The organism is Citrobacter sp. R56, assembly GCF_016811995.1.
GTDB lineage: Bacteria > Pseudomonadota > Gammaproteobacteria > Enterobacterales > Enterobacteriaceae > Citrobacter_D > Citrobacter_D enshiensis.
The window spans coordinates 2,026,001-2,045,931 of record NZ_CP069159.1 but is presented as its reverse complement, the minus strand read 5'-3'; the positions used below and the strand labels follow the sequence as shown (position 1 = coordinate 2,045,931).

General features: G+C 50.4%; 10 protein-coding genes and 1 pseudogene. 3 read left to right on the top strand and 8 right to left on the bottom strand.

Annotated elements, in window-relative coordinates; genetic code table 11:
- Window positions 1-484 precede the first annotated feature (484 nt).
- The 3 genes from JM656_RS09800 to sinH form a co-directional block, all read right to left on the bottom strand.
- On the bottom strand, window positions 485-6,031 hold the full coding sequence (locus JM656_RS09800) for an adhesion domain-containing protein (RefSeq protein WP_203360978.1): 5,547 nt from the start codon (window positions 6,029-6,031) through the stop codon (window positions 485-487).
- A 125-nt stretch (window positions 6,032-6,156) separates the two neighbouring features.
- Window positions 6,157-7,134, bottom strand: a complete 978-nt coding sequence (locus tag JM656_RS09795) for a SinI family autotransporter-associated protein (RefSeq protein WP_203360977.1) — start codon at window positions 7,132-7,134, stop codon at window positions 6,157-6,159.
- Window positions 7,135-7,197: 63 nt separating this feature from the next.
- Window positions 7,198-9,408, bottom strand: coding sequence for an intimin-like inverse autotransporter SinH (gene sinH, locus JM656_RS09790; RefSeq protein WP_203360976.1), 2,211 nt, complete (start codon window positions 9,406-9,408; stop codon window positions 7,198-7,200).
- A gap of 739 nt (window positions 9,409-10,147) precedes the next feature.
- Between sinH and JM656_RS09785 the strand changes: the two genes are divergently transcribed.
- Genes JM656_RS09785 through JM656_RS09775 form a run of 3 tightly spaced genes read left to right on the top strand, consistent with a single transcriptional unit; the run spans window position 10,148 to window position 15,188 of the window.
- Window positions 10,148-10,585, top strand: a complete 438-nt coding sequence (locus JM656_RS09785; RefSeq protein WP_203360975.1) for a DcrB-related protein — start codon at window positions 10,148-10,150, stop codon at window positions 10,583-10,585.
- 17 nt (window positions 10,586-10,602) lie between these two features.
- Entirely contained in the window at window positions 10,603-14,745 is a 4,143-nt protein-coding gene (locus tag JM656_RS09780) for an RHS repeat-associated core domain-containing protein (protein ID WP_238929219.1), read from the top strand.
- On the top strand, window positions 14,742-15,188 hold the full coding sequence (locus JM656_RS09775; protein ID WP_203360974.1) for a type IV secretion protein Rhs: 447 nt from the start codon (window positions 14,742-14,744) through the stop codon (window positions 15,186-15,188). The genes JM656_RS09780 and JM656_RS09775 overlap by 4 nt, the downstream gene beginning before the upstream one ends.
- 119 nt (window positions 15,189-15,307) lie before the next feature.
- On the opposite strand, the pseudogene JM656_RS22510 reads toward JM656_RS09775, so the two are convergent.
- The 5 genes and pseudogenes from JM656_RS22510 to JM656_RS09755 form a co-directional block, all read right to left on the bottom strand.
- Window positions 15,308-15,407, bottom strand: a pseudogene (locus JM656_RS22510) (toxin SymE, type I toxin-antitoxin system family protein); the annotation flags it as partial.
- A gap of 38 nt (window positions 15,408-15,445) precedes the next feature.
- A complete protein-coding gene (locus JM656_RS09770) occupies window positions 15,446-16,903 on the bottom strand; it encodes a TrkH family potassium uptake protein (protein ID WP_203361266.1) in 1,458 nt (485 codons plus the stop codon).
- Window positions 16,904-17,343: 440 nt separating this feature from the next.
- On the bottom strand, window positions 17,344-17,688 hold the full coding sequence (locus tag JM656_RS09765; RefSeq protein ID WP_203360973.1) for a glycine zipper family protein: 345 nt from the start codon (window positions 17,686-17,688) through the stop codon (window positions 17,344-17,346).
- Window positions 17,689-17,843: 155 nt separating this feature from the next.
- Complete coding sequence (locus JM656_RS09760; RefSeq protein WP_203360972.1) at window positions 17,844-18,089, bottom strand: YmjA family protein; 246 nt, start codon at window positions 18,087-18,089, stop codon at window positions 17,844-17,846.
- Window positions 18,090-18,684: 595 nt separating this feature from the next.
- Complete coding sequence (locus JM656_RS09755) at window positions 18,685-19,692, bottom strand: capsular biosynthesis protein (protein WP_203360971.1); 1,008 nt, start codon at window positions 19,690-19,692, stop codon at window positions 18,685-18,687.
- Window positions 19,693-19,931 lie beyond the last annotated feature (239 nt).

Here is a 19,931-nt window from a genome sequence, read left to right as displayed (position 1 = left end):
AACCTTAATTAAAATCTCTCGAGTAAAGTACGCATTCAACCCGTTACAACTGTGCTATATCAGAATGTGACTTATTCAATTTTATTAAATCTAATCAGAACTGACAGATACCAGCTATTTATAGTGATACCTGTCAGATTACATCACGTTTTGGCATCCTTACTTTTGATTAAAAAATCAGCTTACAAAATCACGTAGAGAGTCATGCTTCAGACAATAGCGCCGAGGTAAACACCCACCATTAACTGGAATCTGCCGTATATTTTTACCTGATCTCCTTTCGCTTTAGCACTGCACTGATTTTGGGTCAGGGTCAACTTGGCCGGGATCTCAAAAAGTGCGTGGAACTAAAGCGGGTCTATTTACACAACGTCTAAATCATTTTTGTTGTCTCATGAGGTTTTATTGAATCTCATGGCAACCAGCAAAGCCGATAAAATCCACGCAATTGCGTGGATTTTTCTTTTTACACTATCTCAATTTATCACCTGATATACGCAGTCCCCAATGGGTATCCGGGAGAATTCAGCGCAGTGCTGGCAGACCCGGACCTGGTGTGTGACTGCGCCAGGCAGACCAGCAGGGCATAATCTATCGTAGACGTTGACATTGTCGCTTGCGTGCTTCCTGAAGCCAGATTGATAGATTGCGCCTTATTGTCTGCCGTCAGATCGGCACCCCAATAGACATAATTGGTCGGCCATCCATAAAGCGTTGCCACCGCACCACCTGGATGATCACCGTAGAGTGTTTGCCACTCACTGAGCAGCGGTATTTTATCGACGGAACATCCCTCGATATTCACCGAAGAAGCCTGTGGGTAAGTTATCGCAGACCATTTTTCGTTATTAGCCGAACTGTAGGAACCCACACCGATCTCTGCCTGAAGCATTGGTCGACGAAAAACAACGCCATCACTGCTGGTTACTGTCTCTGGCATATGACCCCAGTACTGGGCTTTACTAGAGTCAGGGCTCGTCAGCACGGTAAAAACAGTGTCCAGACTGGACGTTACGTCGGGAATGTCAGTGATCGCGATATTAATCGGTGCTTTTGTACCTTTGACGGTGGATGGACGCGTCACGTCCAGAAGCAGGTTACCGGCGTCATCAGTAGACAAATTGCTTGTTGATCCTGGTGAAGGCAATGTGGAGCCGTTAACCGTCATCGCTTGTGCCGATTCCTGGACTGCCTGACGGTTATAATCATTGCCGCGGGAAATGGTCAGCATTGTTGCGGGTATTGGCTTACCGCTGGCATCTTCGACGGTCACGTTGAGATGAAGCGTCTCACCGCTTTTTGCCTTCGCAACATTCAGTGAGGCATCCCATTGCGCGCTATCGACGGGTTTGATAACGATCTTCGATGGCGCTGGGTTGGCGTCTTTCAGGCACGTAATCATCATCCACGATGATCCACTCGCAGAATACGTATATCCGCTTTTTAATTCGATTGAATACCAGGCCGAAAGTCTGTCTGGATAATAATACGTGGAGGTCCAGTAATTATAACTTGAGGTGACCGGCCAACCGAATTCGGTACTGATCTTGTTGCCGCTGTGCGCAGCATATAACGCACTCATTTGAGCGATTTGCGGTAAATGGTTTGTCGCACATCCTCCGGCCTCTGGTTTGTTGAAGGCTACGTTATGATCCCTCACGGTTGCCCAGGATTCGTTGTTTATCGTCGAGTGACCACTTGCTGATGGGGCCTCCGCCGCCAGTTTTGGCCGCTCAAAAACGATATCATCTACCGTGATGGTATCTGGCATATGTCCCCACATCGCGGCTTTATCACTGTCCGGACTGGTTACTATCGTAAAAATAGAGGGCATACTTTCAGCTAATGCGCTGTTTTCATCGGGTGAAACAGAGAGTAATCCCTCAAACCCTGCGCCGCCGGAAACCTCCACCAACACCTGCCCATTACTGTCCGTGACACCGTAGAAACGGGTACTCCCTGATAAATATGTCGTAGACCCTCCGGGATATCCGGCGTACAGGTAAGCGGAGTACGGCTCGCCATTACGTTTTGTACCCTGGGCACCGAGAATAGAAAAAGCGACATCTGGTAATGCATTCCCCTGCGCGTCTTTGAATTTTATCTGCCACGTAATTTTCTCACCTTTTTTCACTTTGGCGGCATGCAGTTCGGGTACATATTGCGCAGACGTCAGTTCAATTTGAGCGACATTCCCCTTTGGTCGCGCTTTATCAAGACAAGTCAGATACTTTGTTTGATTTTGTGCCATCCCCGAACTGCTGTCCGAATACAGGCTGACGGTATAATAATTGCGACTGGCGGTAACAGAATTATCAGCCGTATTACTCCAGTAGTAGGTGTAGGTGGGCCATCCTTGTTCAGATTCCATTTTGCCGCCCGGATAGGCGCTGTAGAGCGAATTGAGCGAATCTCTGGTCGGGATATGTGCCTCATCGCATCCAGAGGAAGCGTTATCCTGCGCCTGCGGATACGTTAAGACAGCCCACGACTCATAATTTTCCGAAGCAGATTTATACCCGCTCGTCTGAGCCAGTTCATTAAAGAGTTTCGGGCGTTTAAAAACGGTACCCTCCGTTGCCGTCAGCGTTTCGGGCATATGCCCCCAGTAAGTCGCTTTCGCCGAGTCCGGGCTGGTGATAACGGTAAAAATCGTACCCATGTCAGCGGTGACGCTGGTGTTATCAGACAGCTTTGCAATAAGCGCCGCTTTTGTGCCTTTGGTGTTTGCCCGCGTGATCTCCAGTATCAGACTACCGTCAGCGCCGGTTGACGCATACAGCAAAGAGGATGTATTAGCTAATGCCTGCCCGTTAATCACCATGGATGCGGGGGCACTCTCTTTGACTTCCTGGCGAGAATAATCGTCTCCGCGCGAGATTACGACCGACGTATCCGGTACCGGATTGCCCGCACTGTCCTTTGTCGTCAGTTTTAATCGCAGCGTATCGTCTTTTTTCACCCTGGCAGCGTTCAGCGTCTCTGACCACTGAGATTTATCCACCGTCTCCAGGGTTATCTGTGCCGCTACCGGGTTGGCGTCTTTCAGGCAGGAGACCACGAATATGCCAGCGCCGCTGGAGCCCGTGGAGCCGGACGCCATACTGATAACATCCCAACCGGCGCTGGGGCCTCCTGAAGACAGCGTCGACGTCCAGTAGCTGTAGGTAGTCTGCCAGCCGTGTTCAGTATTCAGTTTGTTGTCTTTGTTCTCGTTATACAGCGCCTTCATCTGGTTAGTACTGGGGAGGTGGCCGGTTTCACATCCTCCCGCCGCGCTGCTCTGTACACCAGCGTTCGTCAGCAGTCCCCACACCTCGTTATCCAGTGCACGCGTTGAGCCACCTGGGGTGGCAGTAAACTCACTCGCCAGTTTGGGGCGATAAAATGTATCATCACCCACCGTCACGCTGTCATCCATGTGCCCCCACATCTGCGCTTTGTCCGTATCCGGGCTGGTGACGGCGGTAAAAATCACCTCATAGTTAATCGTATCGGCAACCCGCGAGTCATTCAGTTTGATGATCAGCGGCGTTTTTACGCCAGGCCCTTTCGGTTGCTCAATGACCAGTTGCGCCTGCCCCTGCGCATCCGTTGTCCCCAGGTAAGAGCCAGTCATGCCGCTGTTGGTGCCAAACGACTGTCCGTTCACTATCAACGCGCCGCCGGATGTAAACCCGGTGGCACTCCCCTGCCGGTTAGTCGACGCTTCGGACGTCACCGTGAACGCCACGTTCGGCGCAGGCAAACCGTTTACCGCGTTGGTTGTCTGCACCGTCAGCGTGATGGGTTCTCCCGCTTTCGCTTTTGCAAGCCGCAGGCTCGCGTCCCCGTTGGTAATGACCTGAAGCTGCGACACCAGCTCCGTGGCGCCGCAGGAGAGATAGTTCTGCGCGCTACCGGTAAAGCTGCCCTGGTCGCCGTTTTTCAGGCTGACGTTGTGGTAAGTGGTACCATCCGTGTCTGCCGACAGATAGCTGTAGCCGTCCGTCGGCCAGCCCAGATCCTTAACTATCTGGTTTGCGCTGTGCCCGGCATACAGTTTTTCCAGTGAACTTGCCAACGGTACCTGTCCGTCACCACACTGACTTTCCGCCTTGCTGAGCTGAGCAAATGTCGCCCAGTCCTCGTTGTTTTCCCGATAATTACCCGTTTCATAGCCAGATTCAGCCGCCAGCAGCGGGCGTACGAACAGACTGCCGTCTGCCGTTGCCGCATCCTTCATATGGCCCCACATGCGGGCTTTGTCGCTGTCCGGACTGGTAATGACGGTAAAAATCACGTCTTTACTGTCAGTGGCGGTATACCCTTCGCGCATTTCGGCCGTGATGGTAGTACGCACGCCAGCGCCCTGGGGCTGGGTCAAAACCACGGTTGCGGCGCCGTTGGCATCGGTAACACCCTCATAGAGGTGTGGGTCGCTGGCCTGAATCTGCTCACCTGTGATCACCACGGGAGACGTTTCCCACTCGGAACTGGTTTCATTGGCGCGGTTATGTACCTCGCCCAGCGTCAGGGAGTAATAGGTGTGAGGAAGCGGCTCCCCGGTCACGCTGTCGGTGATCGTGACCGTCATGGTGATGGATTCCCCGGTCATCGCTTTCGCCGCAGTTAGCGTGGTGTCGTAATGATCAGGCGTCAGCGTTATTTTGGGTGTAACCACCGGCATAGCGTGATCCACGCAACTGACAAGGTAGTGCTCACTGTCATTGCGGGATGCGCTCTCCTGACCATTCATATCCACCGCGAAGTGCCGCCCAGATTCACCGGGTGAAGCCGACCAGTAATCATTACCCTGTATCGGCCAGCCCAGCGTGCCCTGAACAGTTTGCGTGCCCTGGGCAACGTCCAGCGCGACTAACCGTCGGAGATCCGGCAACAGGGAATTGCAATGGCTGTTAGCGTTGTTCCAGTCAAACAACGCCCAGACTTCGTTATGGTCGGTCACTGCGCCATTCGTTCCAGTGGCCTCCCCCGCCAGTTTAGGGCGGCTAAAAGTAAAATCGCCTACCGTGGTACTCTCCGCCATATGGCCCCACATCACGGCTTTATCGCTGTTCGGGCTGGTCAGCGTGGTGAATATCACATCCACATCCTCTTCCACCACGCTGCTTTGTGACGGCTTCACCTTCAGCGTGGTTTTTACCCCCGGTCCGCCATCCTGAGTCACCGTCACGGTCGCCGTACCGTTAGCATCCGTGACACCATAATATTCGGTGTCGACGGTGGTCAGTTCGGTATTGCCGATATGCACCGGTGCGTCGTTTTTAACATCGCCCCGTCGGCCAAGCGCATCGCTGCGGGTAATGACAAAGGGTACGTTATTCAGCACATTTCCCGCGCAGTCATGGGTGGTAATGGTCAGTACGATACTCTCACCGGCCTTCACCTTCGCGGCTTTCAGCGTATCGTCATAGTGGCTGGCGCTGACCGTCAGCGGCGCATTCGGCGACGGTGCGATATCAATTGCCACCCGCTTATCCTGCAGCGCCACGGTACCGGTGGTGGGCGAGCCGGTGAGCGTGGAGAGATACAGCAGCGGTAGCGGCGTGGTTGAATCCACCTGCGGCCACGTCACCAGATGACGCCCGGCCAGATTTTGTGCACAAAAGCTTTCGTCGTCCACCGGCTGTGGATCAAGCAGCGTATCCGGGGTGGCGGCATCGGCCCAGACCAGGTCCGCGCCGGGCGGCTGCTGGTTCTCCCACTGTAGCGCTGGCGGTGCGGCGAACAGGTCGCCTTCGGTATCGCGGGGATTCGTCAGGATAAGATGACTGGCGGCAGTATCAGCACTGAAATCGCCGGGCGTTGCGCTGAACGGTACGGCGTACGTTTTTGAGGGATCCAGCTGTATACTGCCCTGATAAACCGCGATCGCCGCGCTGTCGGCCTGTGGGCTGGTCCCCTTAATTTCACCTGTAGAGGTGGGCGTTGTCTGCCAGGTTCCGCCTTTAAGCGCTGCCTGGGCTGAAAATGCGGGTATCCCGAACGACATCGCCAGCAGCAATAAGATACTCAATATCTTCTTCATTTTTCGATATCCGCGCATAAATCAGTCCTGACTGGCTTCGTTCTGTTTGTTCAGTGGTGTACTCAACAAAAAATGCATCTGCAAAAATGCCATTCCCCGTGGAGAATGGCATCAGAGATAAAATACTATTTACGTTTGTATTTGATGGCCAGCGTATTGCCCTGAACGCCATCCACGCCCGCGCCGGAGAGAACACCGGTTGCGGCAGTATTGGTTGCCGGGAGCACCAGATCCTGGTTCTGTACGCTGGAATCACCGGACGTATTTGCCGTTGCGCTCGTACCGGTAAACACCCACATATAGTCATAGTAGCTGGTGACATCGGTATCCGTACCGGAATCGTAGGTGCCGTTGCCGTTGGTATCACGCCACAGTTTGACCTTATAGGTATGACCGGTATGCAGTGGAACGGTGGTGTTCTTGAGCAGGTTAACCGTGGTATCGGCGGCGTCATAAATCGTCACCTGCAGATCATCATCCACTACCGGCCCTTCCGGAATATCATCACTGTCGCTACCGCCGCCAGCTGCGGTGGACAAATCGGCCATATCCACCAGCACGCCCGTGCGGGGATCGCCGGTCTCCGTTGCCGGGGTAATCTGCAACCCGATATAGCAGTTCTCGTCTGCGGCGACGATGGTATACGAGTCTGAGCCATTCGTGCCGTTGCCCTGAAGGGTCCGGCCATCCTTTTTGCTCTGATCTTTATAACACATCCACTTGATGCTCTTTTTAGTTAACCCCGTAGCATCCGTATCGCCTTCGGTATCGTTAATCTCCCAGGAGACGGTTAACTTATCGCCGACATGAAGCTGCTTCTCGCCATCCGTCGTCGCCGTTGTACCGCCCGTACGACCCGAGCGATCAATTTCCACTTTAACGTGCAGGCCGTCATCGGTCTCTGCCGCGCTCGGCAGTTTAATTTTAGGTGCCGTACCGACAATGCTGCCCGTGTTGCCACTCGTCAACCAGCCAGAACCCTCTTTTAGAGTGCCCACTTTACTTACTTTATCCGCTGCCAGAGCGGCAGGTACGGAGCAATATCCGGCGATGGTTAACGCTAAAGCCATTTTGGTCAGACGCTGTGTTGTGACTTGTTTCATTAATATTCCTCTTGTTTCGAATATCAGCGACTGGCCCTTGTTAACCATCACGCCAATAGTCCTTTACTTTTTGTGATACGTGACACGTATCCCATACCCCTGAACGCCGCTTTTTTCGCTGGCGCCAAATTTTTGCTTCGCTTCACGGTTCGTCACCGGAAGCACCAAATCCTGGTTTTCGGTATTGGTCTGCGCCCCCGAATCCCCGCTGATGCTTTTACCCGTAAATTCCCATTTGTAGTCGTACTGCGCCATCTCCTCAGCGCTGAGCTGCTCCGACATCTGGAACACCCCATCCCTGTTTTTATCGCGCCATAACATAAATCGGTATGCGCTGTTCAACGGCAGGTTCCCATTCTTATTTCCAATTAAATTCACCGGGTTACCGACATGAGTCTGGTAAATAGCGGCATTAACACCGTTGATGTTTTGGCCCAGGAAAGTGATGTCCACATAATTACTGTCATCGTAGGCATCCGTTTTCGCCTTCCAGCGAAAAGTGCCCGGCTGCGTACTGGAGAGCGTGAGGGTCCCGGCCTGTTTATCGCGGTTGGCGATAAACACACAGGGTGTTACGTTCGTGCAGGGTTTGGTCGAGAGCGTGACCTTTTTGTCATTGCTGTCGTACAGCTCAGGCACCATGGTGTCATCCACCAGTTTGTCACCTTTGCTGTCGCTATCATCGCCATAAGCATCTGTCAGCAGCAGTGCCATCACGACGCCGTCGACGCCGTCCGCCTGCGCACTGGCCTCGTGTTGATGCTGGCTGAGATCGGCACCCGCGAGGTTATCGACAACCAGTTCAATTTTGCGGTGCTGCTGTACCGTCAACTCCACGATGCCTGAGTTCTGCTGATTACCTTCTTCATCCACCAGCGTGATCCTGACTTTCCATGTATTCAACGCAAGACGTTCAGCATCCGTTGCCGCGTCTTCCCATGTGGGCAATACCAGATTCCAGCTGTTGTTATTACCCTCCGTCAGCGTGTTCGCTTTAACTACGGGCATGACCAGCGTACGGTTCGCATTATTCTTTGCCTGCCATGAGGCCGTCGCTATTTTGTAGTGATGACTCACCAGTGCATTGATCGTCCACTTACATTTTTCCAGGCCCACGCCCGCTTCCGGCGTATCGCTGATCACGCATTCCGGATGTTCATTGGTTGTGTCGGCTTTCAGAAACAGCGAAACGTCCAGCGGATCTTTTTCGCGATATTCGAGAACGATAAAGTTATTGCGGTCGACAAAATCATGGCGACTGCCTTCCAGTGAATGCTGGATTTTGACATTTTCCGGATCGAGCTGTGCCTTAAGCGGTGTGCCAAACTGATAATTTAGCGTGGCTGTCACGTTCACATCCGTGTTATCGCCCGTCCCGGCTTTATAATCCGTACTGAACGTGAGCAACGGTACAGGGGTATAATTCAGCCCGAGCGTGACGGCCTGCGGGTTACGCTCCAGGTTATCTTCACCAAACAGCGCCACCTCATCACCGTAATAGTGTTCATAGACCAGCTTACCGCCGACCTGTGGGTAAAACGGCAGCCATGTCTCCATGCGTACATCCCAGCCACGGGCCGGGCGCTCTTCATAAAAATCTAAATCCTGCGAATTTTTCCAGCCGGAGAGCGGATGATAATAGTTGCCAGAGAATCGCAGGAAATCGGTCCAGGATTCGACGCCAAGTCCCAGGCGACGATGATTGCGGGTAAAATCGTAATCATAAAAAGTATTGCCGCCGAGCATCCAGCGCCCAATATTATGGCGGATACCTAATCCCGCATTACTGATAGTACGATCTTCTTTACGCTGGGTAGAAAACTGGCTGAACAGGACCGTCTGCTGATCGTCAAACCAGGGAATGAAGTAGTCCAGAGAACTGCCTTCCAGAGAACCCTCCTGATCAACAGACAAATTAGTGCGCACAGTGCCGTAAGGCGACATCAGCCCTTCGATATAGGATTGTGTTGAGGAGGTAATTTTATTTTGTAAATAACTTTTAGCCTGTGATTCCAGCGCCTCCGGCGTCAGGTTTTCAAACCCCTGAGCGGCCGAATTCGTCACATAACTTTCTGATTGCTCTGTAAAAGAGTCACCGTTCTTTTCTTTTTCTGCTTTCTGTGCCGCATCACTGCCTAAATCTGGCAGGTCCGCTGTTGCGGTAGAACCGTTCTTTCCTTTAGAAGGAAGTGGATTTTCAATAGATTGATTCGCGGCTAATAATGTTCTGGGTATTATAACCATGAAGAAAAGGAACAACATAATACGATACATTCCAGAACCTACCATGACATTATTTTTATAAAGAATCCCCACTCAGATAAAACTATACCCACATGACAAAATAAAATTTAATATGGCTATTTTTAATATTATATACTTTAAGACGATTATATCTGATAGCCGTTACATGTTTCAGTATTAATTTGTCTATTTTTGGACTACTAAAATCTTAAATACAACGTTCTTGCAACTTTTCAGTATCAGCATGGTGTAAACCATTTTGGTTTGGTAACGATAGTCTCTACAGATTTTAATTTGTGCGATGGGTAGAGTGTAATTAGCGATGGTCGGATTTCATAACCCGCTTTCGATCAATATGGTGAATCCCCTGGTTCCCAGGTTATCATTTTGTGAGAGTGAGTAAGAATTCGTTATATTAAATAAGCAATTTAAATGATAACTCATCATTCAACGTTTAAAGAGTTCTTGCTGCCTTGTGAGGTTTTATTGCATCTCATGAAGACCAGAAAACATCATAAAACCCACGCTATTGCGTTAACACCGTTCACTTAAGCCAATGAATGAGGGAAACACCGGTGAGTCTACCGGCAGCGCTTATTCTCATCAGTTTTCGTATCGACGCATTTCATAAAATATTTATTAAACATAGAGATACGCACATCACTAAGAAGTGTCTGATTTTGGCGGAAGCTACTATATGTTGTAGTAGCCTGTATCACACTCCTGTGACAGTATTAACAATTCTGCAAAATGTGGTAGGACCCGCTTGATGTCAGAACATTCGCAATCCAGCCTGTTTAATGAAGGACAGGTCACGCTTCCTGAAGGTTATCAGGACCGCTCAGTCAATATTTTCACTCAGCCTGGCGCTGACGTCCCGGCGTTCAATATTTCCCGCGACACGCTGAACGCCGGTGAAAATCTTTCGGCTTACATCAACCGTCAACTGGTACTGATGGAAAAACATCTTAAAGGCTGGAAACAGAGCGAACGCCATGCTGTCGTGCTGGGCGATAACCTTTTACAGGGCGAAAATGTGCACGCCAGTTACCTGCGCGATGGGAAACGTATCTGGCAACAGCAGGCGGTGTTTAACACGCATGATGCACATATTCTGGTCTTTACCATGACCTCCGCCACAACGCTGACAGACCGCGACGGCGATCTGTTTCTTTCATTGCTCGGGAGTTTTCGCCTCCACGCTTAACGATAAGGATTATTGTTATGTTTGAAGCTGCTCGCGCGGGTGATGATATTGGACACTCCGGCGCGCTGGCCGGGATGATTGCCGGAACCGTCGTTGGCGGCCTGATCGCTGCCGTGGGGGGGATCGCGGCGGGTGCGATGTTTATTGCTGGCCTTGGGGCATCCTGTATTGGCGTAGGCGTGCTGCTCATCGGCGCCAGCCTTGCGGTCGGTTATCTCACCAGTGAACTGGCAACTGCCGCAAGAGACAGCATTGCGGATGCCGGGGCATCCAGCATGACGAAAAAAGGCGTCATCACCGCCGGTTCGCCTGACGTTTTTATCAACAGTAAACCCGCCGCACTTGCCACCAACAGCATGGTGGCATGCTCTGACGACGGTTCTCAACAAATGGCGGAAGGCTCCTCGCGGGTCTCTATCAATGGTCTGCCTGCGTCCCGTCTGGGGGATCGCACCACCTGTGACGCAAAGATCATGGCCGGTTCGGACAATGTCCGCATTGGGGGTAGCCCGAAACAGACGCTGCCTATCCAGTCCGAAGTCCCGGAATGGGTATATAAAGCCTCAGATCTTACCCTACTGTTTACCGGATTGTTCGGGGGCTGGGGTGGCGCTGCGGGTAAAGTGGGGGCGCTGGCTAAGCTGCTTGACAAAATTCCCGGTATTAACAAACTTAGCCGTATTGCCTGTCGTGCAGGCACGTTGATGACCGGCGTGGCGGCCGCAGGGATCGTTGCCCGTCCGGTGGATATGGTCAGCGGGCAGAAGTTTCTTAGCGGCGATGACGAGCTGGATTTCATCCTCCCTTCCCGCTTGCCCGTACGCTGGCAGCGTTACTGGCGTAGCGGTAACCCTGGCGACAGCGTTCTTGGCCGGGGGTGGAGCCTGTTCTGGGAAACCAGACTGGAACGCTATCAGGATGGTCTGGTCTGGCGCGCGCCTTCCGGGGATTACGTCTCCTTCCCGAGGGTGCCGAAAGGCTTGCGGACATACTGCGCAGACGAAAAATGCTGGCTGGAGCATCACCCTGATAACAGTTGGTCGGTGTATGACATCAGCGGCGAGCGCTGGCACTATGCCCCGCTGGGCGAAGCGTCGCCTTCCCTGTTACAACGACTGTCTGACCCCTGCGGCAATGATATTCTGTTTGAATGGAACGACAATCACACCCTGCATGCGCTGACCGACAGCGCCGGACAGCGAGTGGTCTGCCGCTATGATAATGAGCGCCTCGCCAGTGTCTGGCTGGATGATACAATCTGTCTGGTCAGCTATGCGTATGATGAACAGCGCCAGCTCGTTTCAGTAACGGGCCGGGGCGGTAGCGTGCGCAGACGTTTCCACTGGCGGGATGGTCTGATGAGCGCCCACGAGGATGCGAACGGGCTGCTGAGTGAATACCGCTGGCAGGAAATTGACGGTCTGCCGCGCGTGGTCGCGTTCCGGCACAACGGGGGCGAACGGCTAACGTTCGAATACGATTTTGACAACGGCACCCGCCGTGCCATCCGTGATGACGGCGCACTGGCGCACTGGCTGATTGACGACGATGACAATGTCGCGCGTTTTACGGATTTTGACGGCCGCACGACGGCGTTTATCTACCGCGACGGCGAGCTCTGCGATGTTGTCCTGCCCGGCGGTGCCATCCGTCGTAGTTTATGGGACAAATATGGCCGGATGACGCAGGAGACGGACCCGGCTGGCCGTCGTACCGAATATTACTGGTACCGCCTGACGGACCGTATCACCCGCACGGTTTACCCGGATGGAACGTCATCACAGAACATTTATGACCTGAAGGGTCGCCTGTTGTCGGAAGACGATGTTTCCGGCAACAAAACCACGTATCACTACCCTGCTGAAGACGAAATACTGCCGGACAGCATCACGGATGCCGCTGGCGGCGTGGTGCTACTGGTGTGGAACAACCAGGGACTGCTGACACAACGCACCGACTGCTCCGGCAGCGTCACCTGTTTTAGCTATGACCGCTTCGGGCAACTGGTTGCCAGTGAGGATGCAGCAGGCAATATCACGCGTCGCGAATGGAACGACGCCGGGCTACTCAGCGCAGTGATTCACCCGGACGGCAGCCGTGAATCGCTGCTGTGGAACGAACGCGGGCAACTCGCCGCCTGGCGTGACCCGCTGGAAAGCGAAGTCAGTTGGATGTACGACGTGCTTGGCCTGCCGATCAGCCTCACCGATCGTATCGGTCGCACCCGTCGCTGGCGCTACGACCCGCGCGGCAACCTGCTGAGGCTGGAGAATGGCAACGGCGGTGAATACCGGTTTACCTATGACGCCGTGGGTCGTCCGCTCAGTGAAACGCGCCCGGATGATACATCCCGCCAGATGGAATGGGATGCCCGGGGTTTTCTCTGCGCCCTCCAGGAAAACGGCAGACCTGCCGCCGACAGGGGCATCGCCCGGCGTTTACAGCAGTTCAGTTATGACGACAGCGGTCTGATGACCGGGCGCAGCCACCGCCATGCGGAATACCGTTATTTCCGCGATCTGAGCGGTCAACTCACCCGTATCCTGCGCACCCCCACGGCCGAAGGTGTCGCGCTGGGTATCGAAAACGATGAAATTGCCCTGATCCGTGATGCTGCCGGACGCATGTTAAGCGAATCCGGGGTGAATGGAGAGGTTGGCTACGAGTGGGATGCGCTGAATAATCTGACGTCCCTGACATTGCCCGGTGAGCAGCCGATTTCCTGGCTGCACTATGGCTCCGGCCACGTCAGCGCCATCCGTTTTGGCCAGCAACTGGTCACCGAATTCACCCGTGACCGTCTGCACCGCGAAACGCACCGTACTCAGGGCGCACGCAATCAGCTCCGCCGGTATGACAGCCTCGGCAGACGTACCGGGCAGCGCAGTGAAATAAACGCCGATGTCACCCTGCCAGAACAGGCGGTACTCGGGCGTCTTTATCGCTATACCGCCCGTGGCGAGCTTTCTGGCGTCAGCGACAGCCTGCGTGGCGAAGTGAATTACGGCTACGATGCCGAAGGTCGCCTGCTGAAACACTACGAGGCCCGACAGGGGCACAGCAGTGCGCATTTTCGTTATGACGCCGCAGACAACCTCGCCGCCAGTGACGACGACGCGCCGGTCACCGATAACCGGCTGCAGCACTGGCAAAACCTGTTTATGCAGTACGACGCCTGGGGCAACCTGGTCCGCCGCCGCAGCGGTCTGTATGAACAGCACTATGCCTGGGATGCCGAGAACCGCCTGATATCGGCGCAGGGAACCGGTCCGGAGGGACGTTTTCAGGCGCATTATCAGTATGATGCCCTCGGCAGGCGCACGCGAAAACAGGTCGCTACCGCCCACGGCACCACCGAAACCCGCTTCCTCTGGCAGGGATACCGCCTGTTGCAGGAGCAGCACGAAGGCGGACAGTGCAGTACATACCTTTATGACCCTAACGAAGTCTGGAGCCCGCTGGCCCGAATCGACCATCTGCGCGACGACAGACGTGGGGAGATTTACTGGTTCAGCACTGACCTGAACGGCGCACCGCTGGAAGTCACCGACGTACGTGGAAACGTGCGCTGGAGTGGTCATTACGGCAGTTTTGGCGAAGTACGGCATCAGACGGCAGGCTTCACCGGCGCGTTGCAGCACACCGCCCTCTCCCATCAGCCCCTGCGCTACGCCGGGCAGTATGCTGACAGCGAAACCGGACTTCACTATAATCTGTTCCGCTACTACGACCCGCAGGTCGGACGGTTTATTGTTCAGGATCCGATAGGGTTAAACGGCGGGTGGAATCTTTACCAGTATGCGCCGAATCCGTTATCTTATATTGATCCGCTTGGCCTCACCCCCTGTAGCACAGGCACGATAAATTCATACGAGCAAGCTAGAAATAGAGCACTAAAATGGCTTGAAGAACGTGGATTTGTGGCAGAAAGAGTTAATACAGGCAAATTTGGTTCTACAAAGGGACAACCTGTTGGTATGACCACTCTTGATGGGAAAACCGGATTTAGAATTGAATTTGATGAGAGAAGTGGTGCTCATATTAATGTGTTTAGCGGGAAAGATAAGGGAGAGCACTTCTTGTTTGATGTATCAGAACCCACAGTAACTAAGCTTCAGAAACTATTTGATCTCCCATCAAAACCATGGAGAGGCTCATGACTCTTGATAATGAAATAAAGGAATTGATATTAAATATCACTAACCCTCCTCAAATAGTAGAGAATTGGGAGGATCTTGCTGATGAACTATCTGACTATTTTGAATGGAAGGGTTCTAAAATAGATTGGTCAAAGACAAGTAAACATGAGAGTGAAAAACTGTCAGGGAGTTATTCTGAATGGCTGCCTTTGATAAGGAAATTTATTGGCAGCAAATCGATTCTTAGTGAAATAAATAGCAGCACTAATATATTTTATATAAATGATTCATCATTGGATTTTGCTGTGCATTTAACGCCGAAACAGCTTGAAGGTTTTATAGTATTGGCAATAGAGAACATACCGCAACATCATTATTTTTTTGATGAAATGAAAAGATGGTGTCTTGTAATTAGTTCTGAAGGCTATATAGATTTCGGCTTATCTAAAAAACATTCCACTTAATATTCTAGTCGTAAAAATAGTCGGAAAGATCCCCACATTCTTCCCGACTATTTTATTATTTAACATTCATTCAGCACATTAAACATCCCGTCACGAATTCCCTTAACAGCCTGTTTAACCTAATAAAGTTCTTTTCGCAACTCCTGTACTTCGTTACAATCTGCGAGCAGGATTAGACTGCCTTCTGAGATTTTTACGGTAACCTGTCCCAATATCAAAATTGAATATTGTCCCGCCTCCTGCAAAATCACCCCAACCTACACCCGCCAGAAGAAACGAGAGAAGAGAATGAGCACAGGATATATTTCAAGGCGTCCCAGTATCATCGCGACGCACATCAGGTACTTTGCTCCCTCGTTCAGTGTGCCGAATGTAGAAACGGTTTCACCAAATCCCAGTCCCATATTGTTAATACAGGCCGCAACGGTTGCAAATGAGGTTAATAAATCATAACCCATCATATTAAGCAGCCAGATGAAAAAAACGGTAAAGAGAATATAGAGGAAAAAGAAACTCCAGACCGAGCGCATCACACGGTCAGTGACGACACTTCCGCCAATCTTAATACTTATCAAGGCTCTTGGATGGGCTAACTGATGTAATTCATGTCGGCTTTGCTTGAAGAGGATAAGAAATCTGAGCGCCTTAATACCACCGCACGTCGAACCAACACAACCGCCAAAAAAGCTCACTAACAGCAAAAAGATGATTGTATGCGTCGGCCAGTCCGCATAATCCAAAGGCGCCAGACCATTATCCGTCATCATTGAACTTGCCAGAAAGAACGAATGCACAAGGCTTTCCGGGATGTTGTACATTCCTGCATGCCAAACCTGCCATGCCGTAATCAGGATGACAATTAACGCGGTCAACAGAAAGAAATGCAACTCTGCGTTGCGAAGCAGAGGTTTGAGGGTACGCCTGAGAATGACCACGTACCACAGCGTAAAGTTGAACGCTGATAATAGAGAGAACAACCCCGCAACAAATTCAATAGCGTGGCTGTCATAGAACCCTATGCTCTCCGTATGCGTTGAGAATCCCCCCAACGATACCGTCGACAACCCGTGACAAATGGCATCAAAAACCGGCATTCCTGCAATGACGTACGCGAGACTACATACGACCCCTAGCAACAGATAGGTTAGCCAAAGCGTGCGAGAGGTATCAGCAAGCCGCGGTGTCAGTTTCTCTTCTTTAAATGGGCCGGGCATTTCTGATTGATACAGTTTTGAACCACCAATCCCCAACAGCGGCAGTACGGCGACTGCCAGCACGATAACCCCTAATCCACCAATGAAATTAAGTTGAGCGCGATAGTAAAGGTAGGATCGTGGTAACGCATTAACATCACCGATCACGGTCGCGCCGGTGGTTGTGATGCCAGAAACACCTTCGAATAACGCATCGGCGAAGGTTAAATGAAGCACGTCATCCAGCCATAAAGGAAACGCGCTGATCGTCGAAAACAAGAGCCAAAATAACACGATAATGATAAATCCATCGCGCGTGCGCAGTTGAATACCTGTTCTTTTTGTTGCCATCCACGCAGCACCACCGAGGATAAAACATGCGATGAACGTTTCCAGAAAAACAAAAAAGCTCCTTTCCTTGTTAACTATTGCGATTATCATCGGCGGCAACATAGAAAAACTGTAAAGCCATACCAAAAAACCGCACATATGAGTAACAACTCGAAGCTGAGATGTATTCAGGGAATAGTAGGTTTTCAAACAACACCCCGGGCTTAAAGCGAAAATTCGTCATTTTTATCGCGTTAGTATATCTCTTCTCGCGATGAATCACCTGTCTGCGACAATCCCACTCATACTCTGTGCTTACTTTGCAACCAGCTTCCCTTCCCGACGTTGCAAGCTTTTATTCCGCTGCAGTCGGCAAGTGTCGTTGTCACTGGCTCATCGTTTTTGAGTCAATACCGCACATAAATGCCGTAACGGCAATGTTCTGGTCAACAGGATTTTGACTGCCGATATCTGGATATTGGCGAGATAGTGTATAAACAGGAAGATTGTAAAAGTCCCAGCGACTACCGGGACTTTAAGGAGGAGTGTAGCGCCTTGCAGGACGACTACATGCTTGTTGCTGGTTTGCCCCTGTCACCAGGGGGAATCACCGCAAAAGGGTAAAAGGTGAATTAGTTGGTTGCTTTGCCAATCATAGCGCCAGCACCGGCACCCACTGCGGCACCCTGAACCATGCTACGACCCGTCATTGCAGCAGCCCCAGCGCCGACAGCAGCACCGACAGCGCCGCCCTTACGCGCAGACTTCCCCTCTTTACCGTGTTCAGTCATGGCGCCAACGCCGCCGCCGACGACGGCGCCTTTAACGGTGGAGCTAACACTTTTGCCTGTCAACGCGCCAACTGCGGCACCCGCGACTGCGCCACCTGAAGTTTTATCCATTGCCTGGGCTGAAAAAACTGGAACCATTGATAGAGCACAAACAACCAGCAATGTGCCTTTAACAAAATTTTTCATGTGTACATCTCATTTTTTAGAGCAATTAATCTTCCCAGTGAATTTTACTTGCCCGAAAGCAAACCTCAAGTTAAAAGCGTTAACAACCTACAACAGTGCCGCCAGTATCAGAATATTCACTATCAATTGCCGCCGGGTTGGTGGTCGCCACAGGGCTACTCGTTACCCCATTGGTTCAGAAACGTGGCTATCTCATCAATACGCTGCCCGTCGATACCCGCTTCGCTGGCCATCTCTTGCTGCGCCTCCTCACTGATTTCTTCATTATTCATTAAACGTGTAATCAGCAACTGGAAATAGCGTGCCAGGGCGTCACGTTCTGACTCGCTCACCGGCTTTGCGCATTCCGTCGAATACTCATCCACGATGTCATAATATTTAAGCGGTATTTCATTGTTCATAAATTGATCCTGGGGGTTTACGTTTATGTCAGTGGCTGTCTACGTTGCCTGACTTAGATGATGTCATGCTCAAGGGCTGGACACACCTCAATTTCTTATGTGAGGACTAGTGAACAGCTCAAGCGCCATAGCGTTGGTTATATCGACATCTCGCGTATGGCAGGGTTAAATGCCATCCAATATCACCCCGTCAATAATCTGTCTTTTAACCGTCATTTTCTACTACTTATTCTGAAAATCCGCCCTGGTACACCAATGTTAAAATTAGCACTCGAACCAAAAGGTTGATTTCCTGAGAGTGCGCATCATGTGCAGTGTATCACTCGGTGATTTTTACCTGTTCACCCTAGGGTATTCGTTATACCAACTCATCTTGCTATCACCCGTCGTAGCGCTTGTTTTATCAGCAAAGCCTGGACGTCGGCGCACGATACACTCTCGTCTGAGCATGCTTATCAATGTAATAACTCATTCGCACTGGATTACTACATACCAAACGGTCGCAGATTAATCGCCAGTCTGCATACCTCTTTTGACAGAATTGCAACCACGCAAAAGAGTTGTATCCATGTGATGTCTCAGCCAGCTAGCAAAACTAAATCTCGAAACTTGATTTATGATTTAATTTTATTTCAAAGGCGTGTTTTAGTGCATTCGTTATCCCTTCGAAATCATTCATCCCTAATGTATCATTCAAACATACTTGTGTTGTACCATCTGACAATGTCTTGATGGCAGCATTTATATTTTCGGTAGACAACGTAAAGCATATCCCTCTATCCTTTGGATGCGTAGGGTTAAATTTACCATTGGCCAATTGCCAATATCTGAATAAATATTGCGTTAACCGTAACGGAGCTCTGAATTTTTCACCTGATGATTCATTTAATAATTCTTCTTCATGCTGCCATATTTCATCGAAAGTACTTTTTAAAAATGGTTGTGGGACATGCTTGCTATAAAACCCTTCGAAAAGCCTTTCTTTTCTGTTAAGAAAATTCTTCATCATAAATCGCCCATAATTCGGGCTATAGTATTTATTTTTATGCTCACGCATTTTTATTTTTTTATCGAAATGACTATTTATAACACTCACATTGAGAAAATCGGATGAACTCATTATGATCTCACCTTTATTTTTCGGTGGGTATTTTTTTATAATCAAGAAATCATTAGGATAATCGTTTTCAAAGTAAAAATTTTCTGCCAACGGTGATGTAATAAACGTATCATCATTAAATAATACAAACTTATCACTTAATCCTTTTATTCTATGGATATTTAATTCTATAGTATTAGAATTGAATGTTGGCAAATATTCATTCGGAATAAAATCATGATGAAAAACAATGTTTAGCTTTTCATGCTTTGTATTAATCCATGACGGAATTTGTCCACAAGTAACCAAATGTACTTTTCTTACCCATGGTGCATATTTTTCCACACATCTGAACCAATAGTTGAAAATCCCCATATCTCTGAATCGAGAGGGATTGATAGCGCTCTCTTGATGTTTACCCTTCCCTTTAAATTTAAGAAAATTTTTTTGCCAGGATGGATCACAGGAATCAACCCACAAAACAACAAAATCAATATCGCTCATTTGCACTACCCTGGATAGTTACTTTTCGCGCGATAATAACAAACTGCAGAACCCTTTTTTGAACTAATATTGGCAAATTAGCGACGCTAATCTTTTTATTTAATCACTCAATAGCCACAAAAAATTTAATAATTATAAAAAATTAAATATTATAAAAGTCACGCCAAAGACATACCCGATATTTGAGTGTTTCAGATGCAGTCTGAGTGAATCGCCTGCGTGTATTTGACTGTCCACCT